Source organism: Hydrogenimonas cancrithermarum (assembly GCF_030296055.1).
In the GTDB taxonomy this organism is placed as follows: Bacteria; Campylobacterota; Campylobacteria; order Campylobacterales; family Hydrogenimonadaceae; genus Hydrogenimonas; species Hydrogenimonas cancrithermarum.
Genome location: NZ_AP027370.1, coordinates 1,011,688 through 1,026,758 on the forward strand (window position 1 = coordinate 1,011,688; position 15,071 = coordinate 1,026,758).

Here is a 15,071-nt window from a genome sequence, read left to right on the forward strand (position 1 = left end):
CCAACCAATTCTGATGTACCCTATGGGAATTGAAACTAACGAAGGAAGCAGGGGGAGGGGGATTCGGGCCGCTATTCTGATGTACCCTATGGGAATTGAAACTCCAGGACGATATAACATGGCACCGGAGGGGGCAAAGCATTCTGATGTACCCTATGGGAATTGAAACAGTATGGGTGGAGTGAAGAACGTCGATTCTACCCCATTCTGATGTACCCTATGGGAATTGAAACTTGTTTCAGATATGTGGGTATGTGATTAGCGGCGTACATTCTGATGTACCCTATGGGAATTGAAACCTGCCACGCAAGCCTAAGAAGCCGTGTGCCCATGATTCTGATGTACCCTATGGGAATTGAAACTACCAGTATGCAAGCACCGCGATTTTATGCCCCTTATTCTAATGTACCCTATACCTGCTCGTTCAGGGCGATCTTCTGCTTGATCGCATCGCGCGCGTTGGACGAGGCACTGAGAATGTCGCCTCTGCCTCTCTCCCATGCCGCGACTCTCGCCTCCGCCTTGGCGATCCGTCGGGAGTCTCTGGAGGCCAGGGCCGCCTTCAGCTCCTCTTTTCGAAGATACTCAGGGAATTGGATAAAAAATGTCGGCTTGATTACACTTATGGATTGAATATGCGAAGTCAATATAAAAACCCAAACAGCCAGAGAGGAATTTTGTTGCCAGAGCCTATTTCTATGTCATCGGCTGCCACAAAAGAGTTTTCCATATCTTTTATCTGCTTGAAACTTTTACGTTTGCCTCCTATCTCAAACAGGTATGTATCATCTACTAAAAAATCACCTTTTTTGGGAATTGAGAGTGTGTGCTCAAACAGCATACTTGCGAAAAACACTTCTCTTATTGTGCCAATTTGAGCTTTGTCGCAATAGCTGTAGTGTAAGTTTGTATTGTTTAGGTAAATTTTTTCCGGTTTGGTAAAAATATTGTCTCCTTTGCTTTTGGCTCTTATCACTTTTAAAATTTTGGCTCCGTTGAGATACTCCAAATATCGATAGAGGCTTCTGTAATCTTCACCCATCTCCATTTTTGCAAGGAGCTCTTTGATGTTTGGGGTATATGGTTGCCACTCGCATATGAGTCTTATGAGCTTTTTTAGATTTCGTATATTTTGATACTCGATGTTGAAAATCGATGGAATATCCACCTCTAAAACGGTGTTTATCGTTTCATTGAGCTTTAAATAGTAGTTGCTTTTTTTATCGAAATAAAATGGGTAATAACCAAATTGCAAATACTCTTGAAAGAGAGTTGTTTTATTAAATTTGTCTAATAAATCGGTAGCTATTTCGATGTGGTTTTGTAAGATGTCCTCCAAGCTAAAACTCGGCAGTTTCATGCCGCTTTTTAATTCTATAAACTCCCTGAAACTAAGTCCCTCAATTTCATAAATGACTGCCCTTCTGCTAAGGTCTGCTTTTGCATTATCTATTTTTAGGGCACTACTGCCACTAAAGATCACCTGCAGATCCAAAAAGTCGTATATCTTTTTTAGTTCGGTTTCAAAGCCTGGATATTTATGGATTTCATCGATGACCAAAAGATCTCCTTGCTCTTTGGAAAAAGCAAGTGCCAAATCGAACAAAGAATCTATAGTAATGGAGTCGGCACTGATATATAACTTTTTGTGCTTTGGTATTTTTGACTCTTTGATATATTGCAAAAGGAAAGTGGTTTTACCAACCCCTCTGGCTCCAATAATGCCTGTCAATCTGTCGAAATCAATTTTATCGAAGAAGTATCGTTTATAACTTGCTATTTTTTTTTGTAGAAGTAGCTGTTGTAATTCTCTTGCCTCTTGCAACATTTGAAGCCTTGGTTTGATATGCAAATCAAAATAATTATACTTTTAATTGATATAGATGTCAAACAAAATAAACATATTTTGATTTGAAGATCAAATATTTTATGCTGCTGAGTACTAGAAATATCTGAAAAACGATGCGATGCATCTATGCAATCGCATCGTTTTTGTTCTCTCGCAAAACACTCTGTCTATGTTTTAGTTTCGGTTCCGGTTAGAAGCTGTAGACGATGCCTGCCGTCGTCGTCGTATCGGTTTTTTTCTTTCCGACAGGCGGGACATTGTCGTATTTGAGCTCGAACCCGAGGCGGAACGACAGTTTGTCGACAATCAGTATCTTCAATCCGAGATCGATGACGGTTTCGACATCTTTGACCCGTTTCAAGTTGTCCAAAACATCCCATTTGGCCGTAAACTGATTGTCGTTGGTCATGTTGTAGGTATAGTCGAGTCCGCCTTTGAGATAGTAGAAGTTGTCGGATGGCTCGTCCGTGAAGTTGCTACGTCGATACTGCAGACCCGCCTTGCCTTTGAGAAACTGCTTCTCATCTTTGAAAATGTTGTAACCGAGACCGGCACCGAAGTTATACTGCTGGTTGTACCCCTCGAACGTATTTCTGAGAGCGGACGCTTCGCCGTAGGTGAAAACGTCGCCGTTGTAGTAGTGGTTGACATCGTAAAAGAGTCGATAGCGCTCGTCGCTCTTCTCTCCGCTCTTTTCACCGTAGAGGATATCCACTTTCGTATGCATGTCCGTCTTTTCGTCGTATTGGTAGTCGTTTTTATAGACACCGTTGAAGGACTGGCTGTCGGTATTGCCCGTCGAACCGATGTATCCCAGTTCGACCGACTGCTTGAAGGTTCCCGCCGGCTCTGCCGCCCATAAAGAACACCCTGCCAATGCGATTAGCGCCACTCTTTTCATATTCATTACTCCTCTTGTAAAAAATACCGGATTTTAACACAATCTTCGTGAACTTATCGCGAAGTCGGACGCTTTTCAGATTATGTTAAAATTCGAAAAAAAAGAGTCTGGAAAATATATGAACAAAAAATTGCATATCGTCTCTTTGGGATGCACCAAAAACCTTGTCGATACCGAAGTGATGCTGGGCCGGCTGAAAAGATTCGAGATGACCGATACACCCGATGAAGCCGATGTCATCATCGTCAACACCTGCGGATTCATCGATGCGGCGAAAGAGGAGAGCATCCAGACCGTACTCGATCTTCACGAAAAGCGGAAAGAGGACTCCGTTCTCGTGATGGCGGGATGCCTCAGCGAACGCTACAAATCCGAACTGCAAAAAGAGATGCCGGAGGTGGATATCTTCACGGGTGTCGGCGACTACGACAAAATCGACGAACTGATCGTCAAACGCCAGAGCCGTTTCACGCCGCACGTCTTTCTGGCCGACGAAAACCACGAACGTGTCGTCACCGGATCGCGTTCGCACGCTTACATCAAACTCGCGGAAGGGTGCAACCAGACCTGCAGTTTCTGCGCCATTCCCGGTTTCAAGGGCAAACTTCACTCCCGTACGCTCGAAAGCGTCGTCAAAGAGGTGAAACACCTCGTCGACCGGGGTTTCTTCGACTTCAGTTTCATCTCTCAAGATTCCAGCAGCTATCTGCGCGACCTCGGGACCGATGACGGGCTCATCGAACTGATCGGGGCGATCGAAGGGGTCGAAGGCGTCAAGAGCGCACGTATCCTCTACCTCTATCCAAGCACCACCTCGCCGGAACTGATCGAGACGATCGCCGCTTCGAAAGTTTTTCAGAACTATTTCGACATGCCGATCCAACATATCGATCCACGTGTGCTCAAAACGATGAAACGGGGCATCGGGAGCGACAAGATCAAAACGCTCCTGAACGCCATGAAAGCCGTACCGGAGAGCTTTGTACGCACCAGTGTCATCGTCGGCTTCCCGACCGAAACCGAAGAGGAGTTTCAGGCGCTGTGCGACTATATCGGAGATTTCGGTTTCGATCGTGTCAACATTTTCGAATATTCCGATGAAGAGGGGACGAGCGCTTTCGAACTGACGCCGAAGATCGATGCCGAGACCATCCACAAACGCGCCGAAAAACTTGGAAAGATCGTCAAAAAGAGCACCGAAGCGTCCTTGCGAAAAATGGTCGGAAAAAGAGTCGAGATGATCGTCGAAGGCCCCAGTGAAGAACACGACTTTCTCCTTTCGGCCCGGCCACTTCTGTGGGCCCCGGAGATCGATGGAGAAGTACTGATCAACGACAGCGAAATCGAAGGTGTGACATTCGGAAACGCTTACCCTGTCGAAGTGACCGAACTGGTAGGGCGACAGCTTCTCGGGCGCATCGTCGCCGACTGACGAACCGATGTTGGAGCCTGAAGCCCTCGATCGGCTTGAAAGAGGCAAGAATCTGCTCGCCTTTTCGGCAGGCATCGATTCGACGGCGCTCTACCACCTCCTGAAAGCGGAAAAGATCCCTTTCGATATCGCACTCGTCAACTACAAAACACGCGGCCAAAGCGATGAAGAGCAAGCGTATGCCGAAAAACTCGCCGCACTCGACCGAAAAAGAGCCTTCACGCTGGTGCAGCCACTCTCGGGCGGCGATTTCGAGCGGCAGGCGCGCAGTGTCCGTTACGCCTTTTTCGAAAAACTCATGGAAGAACACGGCTACGACAACCTCATCACGGCCCACCAGCTCGACGACCTGCTCGAATGGGGATTGATGCAACTCTGCAAGGGGTGCGGGGTAGCCGAATTCGTGGGAATGCAACCGGTCGAGAAACGCCGGCACTATACGCTGGTCAGGCCGCTCCTTTTTACGCCGAAACAGAGACTTCTGAGTTACCTGAAAGAGCATGCCATACGCTACTTCATCGATGAAAGCAACATCGACACCCGCTTCAGACGAAACCGCTTCAGACAGGAGGCCGCCGCCTTTTTGATGCGCGAATGCAGTGACGGAATCGCCCGCAGTTTCAGATACATGCTCGAAGACAAAGGAGCACTGCTTCCGGAACCGGCGATTCTCTTTCGACACCACGCGCTGACCCTTTTAACGCGCCCATTCGAAGATACGCAGGCCATTCGGCAGATCGATAGGGTATTGAAAGAGAACGGTTACATTCTCTCGAAAGCACAGAAAGATGAAATTCTCGAAAAAAAATCGGTCGTGGTCGGCGGAAAATGGGTTGTGGAACTGGAGTCGGAAAGAATCTGGATCGCCCCCCGAAGAGAGGCTATGATGCCCAAACCATTCAAAGAGAGGTGCAGAGTCGCGAAAATTCCAAAGAAGGTCCGTCCCTACCTCTTCGAAACCGATGGGCTGGACGCATTGCTCTCTTTTTTCTCCTCATAAACGCGGATGCGGAAAACCCCTTCGATCTGATCACCGCCATGCGCTTTGAAAGCGATGGGGAAATCGGCCTGAATAACGAAAGGGATCTCGGGGAGGGCATCCAGGAAGCGATAAAAGTTTTGAGGCGACTCCATTTTCGTCATGGCGTTGATCTCATAAATTTTGAACAGGGTATCGCTTATATTGATATCGACCGGTTTCAGTTCGATATGTAGAAAGTACTCTTTCGCTTTGGCGATGAATTTCCCTTCGTTCCAGCTGTTTTCAAAGGCTTCGATAACTTTTCGGTGTTTGCTTTTGAGCACTTTGAGACGGTCGTTGATCGTCTCGTAACCGTTCTGTGCATTCATGTAATAGGCTTTGGTCTCGATGTAGCTCTTGTTGACACGCTTGTAGCTTTTAACCGCCGGAATCACGAGAAGAAAGATGAGCAGAAAAAGCGTGACGAGATAGAGAAGTATCCACATCAGCATTCGGATAAGTCGAATCTCCTTCAAGCTCACTCTTCCACCTCGCTTCCGGTTTCGATACTGCCCTCATTGACCGAAACGAAACGCCACCAGCCGTTTTTCAACGGATAAAAAGTCGTCACATTCCTCTGAAAAACCGATTTGAGCGGAGCCAGAAGAAGGTAGTTGTAAACATCTTTGGAAGGCGTGACGCCGTAAAGAACCAAGCCGTTTCGGTCCAAAATCGCCTTTGTCAGCGTGATCTGATCGGGAACGAGATCGAAAAGATTCTGAATACTCTCTTTCAGCAATGTGTTGTTGGTGCTGATCGTTTCATATTTCCGAACCAGTTTTTCGATTCGTGCTATCTCTTTTTTGAACCTCGCACTATGGCTCTGCAACTGCCGGGTCCGCTCCTGCATCGACACGATCTCATGCTGCATCGAACGTTTCTTGAGCAGGATGAATGTGGAAAAACCGAGAATCAGCAGTAACGTTACAACGATGAAGATGGCCAGGATCCTGCTCTCGGGATCGATCCTGGGTTTCGGTTTGGGATGGATGAAACTGTACCGCATGTTAATTTCCCGTCTCTTCCGCGACGAGCTCCGCCATCGTCTCGATCGGATCGAATCTGTGCAGGCTCGCTTCCATAAAAAGTTCATCTCCGATATAGCGAACCAGGTCACTGCCCAGATCGTCCATATCGAAGATCGTCACCTTTTCGATAAACTCGTGGGGATATCTGTCATCGTGATAAAATTTTGCGATCGCATCTTTCATCTCTTCGAAAAGATCGAGATTGTACTCGAGAAGTTCAAGCGCGGAGGCATCCTCGACACCACGCTCTTTCGGTTCGAGCTCCTCTTTGAACTCTCCCAGCATATCGACATCGCTGATGGGCTCGACATCTTCTCCGATCTCCTCGAGATCGAATGCGAGTTCTTCGAGCCCCTCGTCCTCCTCTTCCATCATCTCCTCCTTCACTTCACCATCCGCAACGAGAAGGACCTGGGCATACCACATTCTCTCTTCCGAGAAGACGGCGAGAAAAAGTGTACCGCTTTGGTGCAGCACAAAAAGCCCCGGGCGCGCTTCGAGCAGCGGCCGGCACCTCCGGTAGAGCAACACGAAGGGAGAGTAGAGAAAATCGAAATCGACACCTTCGAACTTCTTTTCGAACCATTTCATCTCGACCAAAGAGGTGTAGGCGAGCCAGCTCTCATCGATACAAATGGAGTGGACGAGGGATGCATCGACACCGAAACGTTCGAACGAACTTTTCGAGCATGACGGAAGCGCTCCCTGGTTGATGGTATCGAGCATCGCGGAGACATAGATTTTGGGATAGGTACGACGGATCTCTTCGAGCCACTCTCCGAGTTCACGTTCCTTTCCGATCGCTATCGTCCTGCGCTCTTGAATGTCGACACCGCCTTCTTCGACATAACCGAACGCCGCTTCGATCTTCTCATCGTCCAGATAGAAAAGAAGGGCCGTTTTCGGCCAGAAATAGCGTCGCAGTTTGCCCACACCTTACCCTTACATGAAAAACTTGAATTATCTTGAATTATAATAAACTATTTTTGCTTAAGGATGCCTCTGAAACAACGAGCGATAGAGGTTCTGGAACTTTTCGTACATATCTCTTGCACGCTCCACCAACTCCTTCTCGGTCAATTTCGTCGGTGCGAGTTTCTCGTATCTCTCCATCATCACTTCGCACATCAATTTGATGCGCATACGGTCGGCATCGCTGATCGGAGGATGATCGGCGATCGTCTCGATCTGACGCAGGTACGCTTCACCCTCCCGGATATAGTCGATGAAGCGCTTCGCCACTTCCGTCTGGGTCATCACGGTAAAAGCCATGCGGTTGTAACGGTCGAGTTCATACGCCTCTTTTGCCAGCGTGTAGGCCTCGTCGTACTCGCCCATCAGATAGTGCCACTTCGCTTCGAACGCCTTTTCATAAGAGGGGTTGGTCCATGCAAAGATCGCCATACCGGCCAGGAGCAAGAGCGCCAAAAGCGCATAAACCATTCTACTCGACTGCATGTTCCAACATCCTTTCGCGCAACATTTTCTTGGCGGCACCTTTGTCCATTCCGGTGACATCGATCGGCTCGGAGATATAGAAGTCGATCGCCGAAAAGGGTTTGGGAACGGTAAATCTGTCCCAGCTGCCCGCCTGCCAATACGTTTGGGGACGGACATTGACGATCACGATGGGAATGCCCGCTTTTTGCGCAATAACGACGGCACCATCGGAGACCGAATGGCGCGGACCTCTCGGACCGTCCGGGGTGATACCGACATGCTCGCCCTCTTCCTTCACCGCCTTGATGGCCGAAATGAGCGCTTTGACCGCCCCTTTGCGCGATGAACCGCGGATCGTTTTCATTCCAAGCAACCGGGTCAGGCGCGCGACGATCTCACCGTCGAAATGGTCACTGATCATGATATTGAGTTTTCGAGAAGTTCCGAGTTTGGCGTAGATAAAAGGGGCCATCAGCAGTTCGCCATGCCAAAAGGCGATCACGACGGGTGAATCCGGAAATTCGCCCTTGAAGTGCCACCGCTTTCTGGCGGTGAGATACAAAAACCACATAAGCGTCCAAATAAGAGGCGGGAGGGTCCAAAGCGCGAGCGCCCTTGCGAACCGCTTACGCAACCACCACTCCCTGGCTCGAGAGGCGGTTCGTTTCGGTGATCTTCACCGGAACGATTCGGCCAAGAAGCTCTTCGCTCCCTTCCACCTGAACAAGCCAGTTGTTATCCGTACGCCCCGCCACTTTTCCGCCGGGACGCAACTCTTCGAAGTAGACTTCATAGACTTTGCCGATGCGTCCGCTTTTCATCTCGTCGAGCATTTCGTTGTGGCGTGCCTGAAGACGTGCCAGACGCTCCGAACCGACCTCGTCGGGTACCTGGCCTTCGTAATCTTTCGCCGGTGTCAAAGGCCTCGGAGAGTATTTGAAGCTGAAGATCTGCTCGAACCGAACCTGTTCGATCACATCCATCGTATCTTCGAAATCCTCGTCGCTTTCGCCCGGAAACGCGACGATGATGTCGGTACTGATCGAAACGTCGGGGACCATGGCCCGCAGTTTCGCCGCACGGTCGAGAAACCACTCTTTCGTGTAGCCGCGCTTCATCGCCTTGAGAATGCGCGACGAACCGCTCTGAAGCGGCATATGCATCGATTTACAGATCTTGGGGTTGCGGGCGAACTCTTCGAGAAACTCGTCGTCCATATGCAGCGGGTGCGGCGACGTGAAGCGAATGCGCTCCACCTCCTCGATCTCGCTGATGCGGCGCAGCAGGTCGGTAAAATTCATCTTCGGATGCTCGCCGCTGAAACGCCGGCCGTAATTGTTGACGTTTTGGCCCAGCAGAAAGATCTCTTTGGCGCCGCTTTGCGCCGCTTTGCGCGCCTCTTGAACGAGCAGATCGGCCGGGATGGAGACTTCGTCGCCGCGCGTATGCGGAACGATGCAGAAGGTACACTGCTTGTCGCATCCGATCGAAATGTTGACGTATGCCTTGAAAGGCGAACTTCGAAACTCGCCGAACGCATACTGGCTTTCATCGTAATCGATATCGACTTCGACCGCTTTTGGGGTGTGCAGCACTTGGGTGATCTTGCTGACGTTCCTCGCCCCCAGAACGAAATCGACAAACGGCGCACGCTTGATGATCTCTTCGCCCAGATGGCTCGCCGTACAGCCGCAGACACCGATTTTCGCACCCTCTTTCTTGCGCTTGTTGAAAACTCCAATTTCGCTGAAAAGCTTGTTGACCGGTTTTTCGCGCACGCTGCAGGTATTGATGAGAATGAGGTCCGCCTCTTCGAGCCTGTCGGTTGCCTCATACCCCTCTTTTCGTGTCAGTTCGGCGATCATATGCTCGCTGTCACGCACATTCATCGCGCATCCGAGCGTCTCGATATAAAACTTTTTACCCATAAACCGATTCTCCCGCTTACGCCAGGATATGCACCTCGTAAAGGTAGTCGTTCTCGTCCAGTCCGTAACGGATCTCCCGGAAGTAGACACTGTAGCCCTTCTCTTCGAAATGCTCCACCATCTCCATGAGATCTTTATGGGAGTTTTCGCGGTCGAAATAGAAAATCTTCTGGCCATCTTTTTCGAGTTCTTTTTCGATCTTCTCGACGCTGATCGTTTTCGGTTTTGCATTCAGTTCGGTACGTGCCGCTTTCAGTTCCATCATCTATCCTCATCTTTTTTGCGTAATTTATTGATATATTGTATCAAAACAAAGGTAAAGCCTTTATAAATGTTAAAGATTGCTTTCAGTATAATTGGATCCCTAAAAACAGGCTGCACACTTCTACTGCACAAAAAATCAATCACGAAAATTTAAAAGGAACTGTTGACGGATGGAAAAAATTATCGATATTATCGACTCTATTGCCCATGAAAAGGGCCTGCCGCCCGAATCTGCCAAAGAGGCGTTCAAAACGGCGGTGATTCAGACCGCGAAACGTGTCATCTGCGAAAACTGCGACTTCGAAGTCGAAATCGACGAAAAGCACAAGCACTACAACCTTTATCAAAAGATCACGGTCGTAGAAAACGGCGACCCGAGACTGGTCGATGAACCGGACAAATACATCTCCCTCGAAGAAGCCAAAGAACTCGACCCGGACGTCGAACTTGGAGACGAACTGACAAGCGAAGTGAATCTCGAAGATTACGGACGCAGCGCCGCAGCGGCTCTCTATCACGAGATCGAGTATCACATTCAACGCTTCGTCGAAGAGCAGATGTTCAACAAATACAAAGCGATGATCGGCACGATCGTCAACGGCCCGGTCACGCGCGTCGACAGCGAGCAGAACACCTATATCGAGATCGACGAAGTTCGGGCGGTACTGCCCAAGCGTAACCGCATCAAGGGCGAATCGTTCCGCGTCGGCGACACGATCAAAGGCATTTTGCGCTACGTCGGCATCGACAAAAAGTTCGGTATCCACCTCGAGATCTCCCGAACCATGCCGAAATTTCTCGAAGAGCTGCTGCGCCAGGAGGTCCCGGAGATCGCCGACGGCCTGGTCGTCATCGAAAAGTCGGCACGAATACCCGGCGAGCGGGCCAAAGTGGCACTTACCGCCACCAGCCCGCGTGTCGACCCTGTCGGTGCCACCGTTGGCGTACGCGGCGTGCGCATCAATGCCGTCAGCCAGGAGCTGCATGGTGAAAACATCGACTGCATCGAATACTCTCCGATTCCGGAGATCTTCGTCGCCAGAGCGCTCAGTCCCGCCATCATCAGCAGCGTCAAGATCGAAGAAGACAAAGCGATCGTCACGCTGCCGAGCGACCAGAAGTCCAAAGCGATCGGCAAGAGCGGCATCAACATCCGTCTCGCATCGATGCTGACCGGCTACCAGATCGAACTCAACGAGATCGCTTCGACGTCGGCACCATCTGCAGAAGGCGGTACCGAAGAGGAAGCCCAAATCAACCCGGACGCACTCAAAGCACTCTTCGGGGAGTAGTGAGTAGTGAGTAGTGAGTAGTGAGTAGTGAGTAGTGAGTAGTGAGTAACGGTAGCCTTTGGCTACCGGTTTGTCAAGATTTTGCTAAAAACCGTTTTTCACGCTTCCATCTTCCATCTTCCATCTTCCATCTTCCATCTTCCATCTTCCATCTTCCATCTTCCATCTTCCATCTTCCATCTTCCATCTTCCATCATCCCCTCTTCGCATACGGATTGAGTCTCCAAAGTGCCAAATCGGCCAGAACGTTTCCGAGCAGCGTCAGAAATGCCGTAATGATCAAAATCCCCATAATCACCGGATAATCCCGGCTCAGTGCCGACTGATAGAAAAGCAGCCCCATCCCGTTGATCGAGAAGATCGATTCGATGATGACGCTGCCGCCGATAAGCCCCGGCAAAGAAAGACCGAGGATCGTGACAATCGAAGGCATGAGATTCGGCATGATAAACCGCTTTCGGATATTTTTGTCGTCGATGCCTCGGGCCTTGGCGAAAAAGATGTAATCGCTTTTCAAAATCTCCAGCGTCAAAGATCTCACATACATCGTCAAACCGCCGATCCCTCCAAAGACCATGACGAAGATGGGGATGGCGAGGTGCCATGCGTAGTCGAACCACTTCATCAGACCCTCTTTGGGTTCGATACTCTGCAACCCGCTGATGGGAAACCAACCGAGCTTGAGGGAGAGAAAGAGAATGAGCAGAAGTGCGAGGTAGAAAGAGGGCATCGCGAAACTGACCAAAGAGAGCTGTTTGATGGCTCTGTCCGCCGGACTCTGCGCTTTCAGCGCCGCCTTGATACCAAGACGAAGCGAAATGAAAAAAATGAACAGCATGGAAACGATATTCATCGTCAAGGTTATGGGAATGCGCGAAGCGATCTCGCTGCTGACACTGTTGCCACTGGCGAACGAGAGGCCGAAATCGAGATGCAGCAGCGCCCAGACCCAGCGGACATACTGCTCCCACAGCGGCCTGTCGAGGCCGTAGATCGCCTTCAGATGCTCGATCGACTCTTTGGTGATGTTGGGGTTGAGCTCTCCTGCCGCGAAAAAACTGTTAGGCGCGGCGTGTATGGCGAGAAATGAGATGAGCGAAATGAGCCCGAGCATCCCGCCGATGTAAAGGAGTTTACGGATGAAAAGAGACATCGTGCCCTTACTGCACTTTGTGAAGTGTTACGGGAAATGTTTCCGACCGGTCGAGAAGCGTTGCATGATCTTTGGAAAGTTTCAGATATCGTGTAAATCCACCGACCGAAAAGAAGCCCATTTTCGTCGTTTCACCGGCGTTGAGATGGAATCTCAATGTATCGGGCTCGATATTTTCGATTTTGAAAGATTCTGTTTTCGATTTCCCATCTTTTGTGAAAGTGACCCTGTTGCCCTGGAAACAATAGGCAATCTTCCCATCTTTCGAGCTCCATTTGCCCTGTAACGCCTTGATGATCTTTTCCGCAAGGGGGCTTACCTTGGTCGCATCGACAGCGTTTTCCGGAATGATTTCCACTTTTTCCCATGTCCCGTCATCTTTCAAAATGATTTTGGTACCGTCTTTCAGTGTGGCGTATTGGCTTGCGAGTAATGGCAGCGAAGTTAGAAGAAGTAAAAACAGCCTTTTCACGATCTCTCCTTTTTTCGAGGATTATAGCAAAATCGCGAAAACTTTGGCATAAAAAAAGCCCGCCCGAAGGCAGGCAGGTTTTAAAGCTAATATACTTTAAATTAGAAGTTGTAAGTCAGATAGACTTGAACGGTATTGAACGCGTCGTCGTTGTTTTGATTTTCTGCATCTGTATAGATGTATGCCAAAGCCGCATCGAACGCACCGAAAGACTTATCAGCTGTCAAAGTGAATTCGGTAAGATCCTCGCCTCTGTCATTGCTGTCGGTTGCAGTATAGTATGCGCCGAGTTTGGCAATGCCTTCCGCCATGTAAGAAATAGATACATTGTAAGCATCCGTATCGGGTGCAGATACGTATCCGTAGTTCCACCATGCTTCAGTGTAGAGTTTGGACTGTGCACCGCCAACGTTCGTGAAACCGAGGTCACCTTTGTCGGCAGAAGAGTAGGCACCGGAGATATCGAAACCGGCAACGTTGACACCGACTTTAGCGGCCCATACAGTCGCATCATCGTTGATTTTATGAGAAAGAGCCGTACCTGCGAACTGTACACCAATTTCAAGTTTCATATCGCTGTCGATATCCGGCGTAACGTCGGCTTGCAGCCAATAAGCAGTGGCGACAGAGTCGACAGCATAGTACCAAGCCTGCGCAGTCGTCATCGGAATAGCGGTAGTTACAGCACCGAACGCGTAAGCGCCGTTGTCACCGAAAGTAGTGAAAGGCTGACCACCGAAACGATCGTCAGTTGCAACGGTAGCACCGCCATTGACATTGCTTCGCATAACCCATGCAGCGACGAGCGTCGTCTTTTCGAGATGGCTGTCGGCGACGACTGCAGCGTCATAGCTGTTTGCCGCGATGTTCCATCTTTCAGAGAAAACCATCGGCGTATCAAGGTACTGGCGTCCGAAGATGACGGCGGTTTTGTCGAAAACCGTTCCCTGGAGGTTCGCTTCGTCGAACCACATTTGAGAACCTACTTTGCTTCCTGCCCATACATCACTTACGATGCTGCTTTCGAGGCCCATCGTTTCAAGCATCGTGAAGCCGACTTTCGCTTTGATACTGTCGGCAAGTTCAGTCTCAGCATCGATACTTACCGCTGCATTCGCATAAGAGTTATCTTGTCCGAAAAGGCTCGCGTCCGAAGGTGTATGTGTAGAAGGGGGAGTTGTTTGAGCATTGCCCAGAACGCCATCCCATTTGTCGGCATCGTTCGTACCGTAGTAAACTTTGACGTCTCCGCTCACTTTTACATCAGCGAATGCGCTGATTCCCATTGCCATGATCGCCGCGAGGCTCAGTTTTGCAAATTTCATTCCTACTCCTTAGGGTTTTTGTTTTTTAGCTTGCAAGCGCCATTATACCATATAACAAACTTAAATAACTATTATAATGGATTATCTAGAGTTATCACGATCTTTGTTTACTTTAAGTAACACTTATTTCTGTTTATCCCAGTTCAGAACCGCTTTTCCGTCCTCTTCGTCGACGGCCGCCATGCCCATCAGGTTATAGCCCGCATCGACATAGTGCACTTCGCCGGTTACGCCGCTCGCGAGCGGGCTCAGCAGGTACATCGCGCTGTTGCCGACCTCTTCGATCGTGACGTTGCGGCGCAGAGGTGCGTTGGCTTCGTTCCATTTGAGAATGAAACGAAAGTCGCCGATACCGCTGGCCGCCAGGGTCTTGATGGGGCCTGCGCTGATCGCGTTGACGCGGATGCCCTTTCGTGGCCCGAGATCCGCGGCGAGGTAGCGTACCGACGCTTCGAGTGCCGCTTTGGCGACACCCATGACATTGTAGTTGGGAATGTACTTTTCGGCACCGAGGTAGCTGAGCGTGAGAATGGAGGCTCCGTCGTTCAGCATCGGAAGCATATGGCGGCTCAATTCGATAAGGCTGTAGACCGAAATGTCCATCGCCACATCGAAGGCCGCTTTGGTCGTCTCCACGAACGGATTGCTGAGCGCCTCTTTCGGAGCGAACGCCACGGCGTGAACGACGAAGTCGAACGTCCCCCACTTCGCTTCGAGATTCTCCGCCAGGGCTTCGAACTCTTCGGGTTTGCTCACATCGAGTGGGTAGACCATATCGCTGCCAAACTCCGCCGCGATCGGCTCGACACGCTTTTTGAGCGCGTCGTTGAGATAGGTAAACGCAAGTTCCGCCCCCTGCTCATGACACGCTTTGGCAATGCCGTATGCGATCGATTTGTTGTTTGCGACACCCACGATGAGGCCGCGTTTTCCTTTCATTATCATGAAAAATCCTTTTAATGAGAA

The 15,071-nt window shown here is 49.8% G+C and carries 17 protein-coding genes and 1 CRISPR repeat array (1 of these 18 running past the window's edge); of the genes, 3 read left to right on the plus strand and 14 right to left on the minus strand.

The window, feature by feature from the left end:
• Window positions 1-362: a CRISPR direct-repeat array (repeat unit 29 nt; unit sequence ATTCTGATGTACCCTATGGGAATTGAAAC) (it extends 4,088 nt beyond the left edge of the window).
• Window positions 363-410: 48 nt separating this feature from the next.
• The 3 genes from QUD54_RS05135 to QUD54_RS05145 all read right to left on the minus strand — a co-directional run bounded on the left by QUD54_RS05135 (window position 411) and on the right by QUD54_RS05145 (window position 2,750).
• Window positions 411-647 carry a hypothetical protein gene (locus QUD54_RS05135; RefSeq protein ID WP_286337881.1) on the minus strand — a complete coding sequence of 79 codons (237 nt, stop codon included), beginning with the start codon at window positions 645-647 and terminating at the stop codon, window positions 411-413.
• On the minus strand, window positions 644-1,828 hold the full coding sequence (locus tag QUD54_RS05140) for an ATP-binding protein (RefSeq protein WP_286337882.1): 1,185 nt from the start codon (window positions 1,826-1,828) through the stop codon (window positions 644-646). Before QUD54_RS05140 ends, QUD54_RS05135 begins: the two co-directional genes overlap by 4 nt.
• Before the next feature lie 211 nt (window positions 1,829-2,039).
• Window positions 2,040-2,750, minus strand: a complete 711-nt coding sequence (locus QUD54_RS05145; RefSeq protein WP_286337883.1) for a DUF481 domain-containing protein — start codon at window positions 2,748-2,750, stop codon at window positions 2,040-2,042.
• A 118-nt stretch (window positions 2,751-2,868) separates the two neighbouring features.
• Here QUD54_RS05145 and rimO point away from each other — a divergent pair, with 118 nt between their 5' ends.
• Both rimO and tilS read left to right on the plus strand, forming a co-directional pair.
• Window positions 2,869-4,182, plus strand: a complete 1,314-nt coding sequence (rimO, locus tag QUD54_RS05150; RefSeq protein ID WP_286337884.1) for a 30S ribosomal protein S12 methylthiotransferase RimO — start codon at window positions 2,869-2,871, stop codon at window positions 4,180-4,182.
• A 7-nt stretch (window positions 4,183-4,189) separates the two neighbouring features.
• Complete coding sequence (gene tilS / locus QUD54_RS05155) at window positions 4,190-5,182, plus strand: tRNA lysidine(34) synthetase TilS (RefSeq protein ID WP_286337885.1); 993 nt, start codon at window positions 4,190-4,192, stop codon at window positions 5,180-5,182.
• On the opposite strand, the gene QUD54_RS05160 is transcribed toward tilS, so the two are convergent.
• From QUD54_RS05160 to QUD54_RS05190, 7 genes are read right to left on the minus strand one after another with little or no spacing between them, the layout of a single operon-like run.
• Window positions 5,128-5,685, minus strand: a complete 558-nt coding sequence (locus QUD54_RS05160; protein WP_286337886.1) for a hypothetical protein — start codon at window positions 5,683-5,685, stop codon at window positions 5,128-5,130. The genes tilS and QUD54_RS05160 overlap by 55 nt on opposite strands.
• A complete protein-coding gene (locus tag QUD54_RS05165; RefSeq protein WP_286337887.1) occupies window positions 5,682-6,209 on the minus strand; it encodes a hypothetical protein in 528 nt (175 codons plus the stop codon). Before QUD54_RS05165 ends, QUD54_RS05160 begins: the two co-directional genes overlap by 4 nt.
• 1 nt (window position 6,210) lies before the next feature.
• Window positions 6,211-7,164 carry a hypothetical protein gene (locus tag QUD54_RS05170; protein WP_286337888.1) on the minus strand — a complete coding sequence of 318 codons (954 nt, stop codon included), beginning with the start codon at window positions 7,162-7,164 and terminating at the stop codon, window positions 6,211-6,213.
• A gap of 57 nt (window positions 7,165-7,221) precedes the next feature.
• On the minus strand, window positions 7,222-7,689 hold the full coding sequence (locus QUD54_RS05175) for a hypothetical protein (protein WP_286337889.1): 468 nt from the start codon (window positions 7,687-7,689) through the stop codon (window positions 7,222-7,224).
• A complete protein-coding gene (locus tag QUD54_RS05180) occupies window positions 7,676-8,242 on the minus strand; it encodes a lysophospholipid acyltransferase family protein (RefSeq protein WP_286337890.1) in 567 nt (188 codons plus the stop codon). Before QUD54_RS05180 ends, QUD54_RS05175 begins: the two co-directional genes overlap by 14 nt.
• Window positions 8,243-8,297: 55 nt before the next feature.
• On the minus strand, window positions 8,298-9,599 hold the full coding sequence (gene miaB, locus QUD54_RS05185) for a tRNA (N6-isopentenyl adenosine(37)-C2)-methylthiotransferase MiaB (protein WP_286337891.1): 1,302 nt from the start codon (window positions 9,597-9,599) through the stop codon (window positions 8,298-8,300).
• A gap of 16 nt (window positions 9,600-9,615) precedes the next feature.
• Window positions 9,616-9,861 carry an HP0268 family nuclease gene (locus QUD54_RS05190; protein WP_286338011.1) on the minus strand — a complete coding sequence of 82 codons (246 nt, stop codon included), beginning with the start codon at window positions 9,859-9,861 and terminating at the stop codon, window positions 9,616-9,618.
• Between the two features lie 172 nt (window positions 9,862-10,033).
• Here QUD54_RS05190 and nusA point away from each other — a divergent pair, with 172 nt between their 5' ends.
• Window positions 10,034-11,155 (plus strand): transcription termination factor NusA, encoded by a 1,122-nt coding sequence (gene nusA, locus QUD54_RS05195; protein WP_286337892.1) that lies wholly within the window; start codon window positions 10,034-10,036, stop codon window positions 11,153-11,155.
• A gap of 193 nt (window positions 11,156-11,348) precedes the next feature.
• Here the strand turns inward: nusA and QUD54_RS05200 are convergent, their stop codons facing one another.
• The 4 genes from QUD54_RS05200 to fabI form a co-directional block, all read right to left on the minus strand.
• Window positions 11,349-12,308: an ABC transporter permease gene (locus QUD54_RS05200; protein ID WP_286337893.1), complete on the minus strand. Its 960-nt coding sequence runs from the start codon at window positions 12,306-12,308 to the stop codon at window positions 11,349-11,351.
• A 7-nt stretch (window positions 12,309-12,315) separates the two neighbouring features.
• Window positions 12,316-12,780, minus strand: coding sequence for a DUF3157 family protein (locus QUD54_RS05205; RefSeq protein ID WP_286337894.1), 465 nt, complete (start codon window positions 12,778-12,780; stop codon window positions 12,316-12,318).
• Between the two features lie 101 nt (window positions 12,781-12,881).
• Window positions 12,882-14,105, minus strand: coding sequence for a hypothetical protein (locus QUD54_RS05210; protein ID WP_286337895.1), 1,224 nt, complete (start codon window positions 14,103-14,105; stop codon window positions 12,882-12,884).
• A 123-nt stretch (window positions 14,106-14,228) separates the two neighbouring features.
• A complete protein-coding gene (fabI, locus tag QUD54_RS05215) occupies window positions 14,229-15,050 on the minus strand; it encodes an enoyl-ACP reductase FabI (RefSeq protein ID WP_286337896.1) in 822 nt (273 codons plus the stop codon).
• Window positions 15,051-15,071 lie beyond the last annotated feature (21 nt).

Coding starts and splice junctions, on each gene's coding strand:
- QUD54_RS05140 (WP_286337882.1), bottom strand. CDS start 1,828: ATGTTGCAAGAGGCAAGAGAATTACAACAGCTACTTCTACAAAAAAAA.
- QUD54_RS05145 (WP_286337883.1), bottom strand. CDS start 2,750: ATGAAAAGAGTGGCGCTAATCGCATTGGCAGGGTGTTCTTTATGGGCG.
- rimO (WP_286337884.1), top strand. CDS start 2,869: ATGAACAAAAAATTGCATATCGTCTCTTTGGGATGCACCAAAAACCTT.
- tilS (WP_286337885.1), top strand. CDS start 4,190: ATGTTGGAGCCTGAAGCCCTCGATCGGCTTGAAAGAGGCAAGAATCTG.
- QUD54_RS05165 (WP_286337887.1), bottom strand. CDS start 6,209: ATGCGGTACAGTTTCATCCATCCCAAACCGAAACCCAGGATCGATCCC.
- QUD54_RS05175 (WP_286337889.1), bottom strand. CDS start 7,689: ATGCAGTCGAGTAGAATGGTTTATGCGCTTTTGGCGCTCTTGCTCCTG.
- QUD54_RS05180 (WP_286337890.1), bottom strand. CDS start 8,242: ATGTGGTTTTTGTATCTCACCGCCAGAAAGCGGTGGCACTTCAAGGGC.
- miaB (WP_286337891.1), bottom strand. CDS start 9,599: ATGGGTAAAAAGTTTTATATCGAGACGCTCGGATGCGCGATGAATGTG.
- QUD54_RS05190 (WP_286338011.1), bottom strand. CDS start 9,861: ATGGAACTGAAAGCGGCACGTACCGAACTGAATGCAAAACCGAAAACG.
- nusA (WP_286337892.1), top strand. CDS start 10,034: ATGGAAAAAATTATCGATATTATCGACTCTATTGCCCATGAAAAGGGC.
- QUD54_RS05200 (WP_286337893.1), bottom strand. CDS start 12,308: ATGTCTCTTTTCATCCGTAAACTCCTTTACATCGGCGGGATGCTCGGG.
- QUD54_RS05210 (WP_286337895.1), bottom strand. CDS start 14,105: ATGAAATTTGCAAAACTGAGCCTCGCGGCGATCATGGCAATGGGAATC.
- fabI (WP_286337896.1), bottom strand. CDS start 15,050: ATGATAATGAAAGGAAAACGCGGCCTCATCGTGGGTGTCGCAAACAAC.